The sequence below is a fragment of the Streptomyces sp. SAS_272 genome, assembly GCF_052543235.1.
This window is the reverse complement of the sequence record NZ_JBMNDR010000199.1, coordinates 1-2,620: the sequence shown is the minus strand read 5'-3', so window position 1 is coordinate 2,620 and position 2,620 is coordinate 1. Positions and strand designations below refer to the sequence as shown.

General features: G+C 75.2%; 1 protein-coding gene. It reads left to right on the top strand.

Features of this window, described 5'->3' with window-relative positions:
- Positions 1-2,620 (top strand): type I polyketide synthase (locus ACN6LD_RS42065; RefSeq protein WP_445045925.1); only part of this gene is annotated, 2,620 nt, incomplete at both ends.

Sequence of the window (2,620 nt, the reverse complement as noted above, 5' to 3'; positions counted from 1 at the left end):
CTACGCCGCCGCCAACACCTTCCTCGACGCCCTCGCCCACCACCGCCACACCCAAGGCCTGCCCGCCACCTCCCTCGCCTGGGGACTGTGGGACCAGGCAGGCGGCATGGGCTCCGCGTTGAGCGCAGCGGAACGGGACAGGCTCGCGGAGACCGGCACCTCCCCGTTCACCGCCGAGCAGGGCCTCGCCGCCCTCGACGCCGCCCTCGGCCACGCCCGGCCGATGCTCGCCGTCCTGCCGATGAACACCGCCGCGCTGCGGGCGCGCGCCGGACGCGGGACGCTGGCGCCGATCCTGAGCGGCCTGGTCCGCACCCCGGTGCGCCGCCGCGCCGCGGCGGGCGCCGCCGCCGGTCCGGGCGCGGCCACGCTCGCCGACCGCCTGGCGGCACTGACCGACACCGAACAGGAGCAGCTGCTGCTCGACCTCGTCAGCGACGAGGTCGCGGCGGTGCTCGGCAGGTCGGGCGGGGACCTCGAACCCCACCGCACCTTCAAGACGCTCGGTTTCGACTCGCTGTCCGCGGTCGAGCTGCGCAACCGGCTCGGCGCGGCGACCGGACGCCGGCTCTCGCCGACCCTCGTCTTCGACCACCCCACCCCCGCCGCTCTCGCCGCGCATCTGCGCGACGCCCTGCTCGGCGGCCGCCCCGCCGCCCCGGTGCGCACCACACGGCAGGCCCCGGCCGCGGCCGACGGCGACGCCATCGCCGTCGTCTCGACGGCCTGCCGTTTCCCGGGCGGCGTGGCCTCGCCCGAGGACCTCTGGCGGCTCCTGCGGGACGGCGTCGACACCATCGGCGACTTCCCGGCCGACCGCGGCTGGGACCTCGACGCCCTCTACGACCCCGACCCCGAGTCGACCGGCACCTCGTACACCCGCCAGGGCGGGTTCCTGCGCGACGCCGCCGGCTTCGACGCGGAGTTCTTCGGGATCAGCCCGCGCGAGGCGCTCGCCATGGACCCCCAGCAGCGCCTGCTGCTGGAGACGTCGTGGGAGGCGCTGGAGCGGGCCGGGATCGACCCGGGCACGCTCCGCGGCAGCGACACCGGCGTCTTCGCCGGCGTCATCACCGGCGACTACGTCACACGGCTCGGCCGGCTCCCCGAGGAGCTGGAGGGATACGTCTCCACCGGCACGACGACCAGCGTCGCCTCCGGCCGCATCGCCTACACCCTCGGCCTGGAAGGCCCCGCCCTCACCGTCGACACCGCCTGCTCCTCGTCGCTGGTCGCCCTGCACCTGGCGGCGCAGGCGCTGCGAGGCGGCGAGTGCGCACTGGCCCTGGCCGGCGGCGCGACCGTCATGGCGGGGCCGGTGAACTTCGTCGAGTTCAGCCGCCAGCGCGCCCTGTCCGCCGACGGCCGCTGCAAGGCGTTCTCACAGGACGCGGACGGCACCGGCTGGGGCGAGGGCGTCGGCCTGGTGCTCCTGGAGCGGCTGTCGGACGCCCGCCGCAACGGCCACCCCGTACTGGCCGTCATCCGCGGCAGCGCCGTCAACCAGGACGGCGCCAGCAACGGCCTGACCGCCCCCAACGGGCCCTCGCAGGAACGCGTGATCCGCCAGGCGCTGGCGAACGCGGGTCTGACCGCCGCCGACGTGGACGCCGTCGACGCGCACGGCACGGGCACCAGGCTCGGCGACCCGATCGAGGCGCAGGCCCTGCTGGCCACCTACGGGCGCGAGCACACGCCCGAGCAGCCGTTGTGGCTCGGCTCGCTGAAGTCCAACATCGGTCACACCCTGGCCGCCGCGGGCGTCGCCGCCGTCATCAAAATGGTGCTGGCGATGCGCCACGAGACGCTGCCGCGCACGCTCCACGTCGACCGGCCGACCGATCACGTGGACTGGGACGGCGGAGCCGTCGAGCTGCTGACCGAGGAACGGCCCTGGCCGGACACGGGCCGCCCGCGCCGCGCGGCCGTCTCCTCGTTCGGGTTCTCCGGCACGAACGCGCACCTGATCCTGGAACAGGCGCCCGCGCAGGAGACGACCGGGGCGACGGACACGACAGCACCCGCACCTGCACCCGCGGACGCGGACGCTCCGGCGACTGCGACTGCGACTGCGACTGCGACTGCGGCGGCAGCGGCTGGTGCGGTGCCGTGGGCGCTGTCCGCCAAGACCCCCGCCGCCCTGCGTGAACAGGCCGCGAGGCTGGCCGAGTTCGCCGCCGCTCACCCCGACGTGGACATCGCCGCGATCGGCTCCTCGCTGATCACCACCCGAGCCGCGTTCGCGCACCGCGCCGTGGTGGTCGCCGGCGAGCGCGAGGAACTGGCGAGCGCACTGCGCGGCCTCGCCGCGGGCGACGTCCCCGCCCCGGCCGTCACCGGTGAAGCCGCTTCGGGTCGGACGGTGTTCGTGTTTCCGGGGCAGGGGTCGCAGTGGTTGGGGATGGCGGCGGGGCTGTATGGCGAGGCGCCGGTGTTCCGGGCCCGGTTGGAGGAGTGCGGGCGGGCGTTGGCGGAGTTCGTGGAGTGGGATCTGCTGGAGGTGCTGCTGGGGGAGGGGGATGGGGATGGGGCGTTGTTGGAGCGGGTGGACGTGGTGCAGCCGGCGTTGTGGGCGGTGATGGTGTCGTTGGCTGAGTTGTGGCGTTCGTTCGGGGTGGCG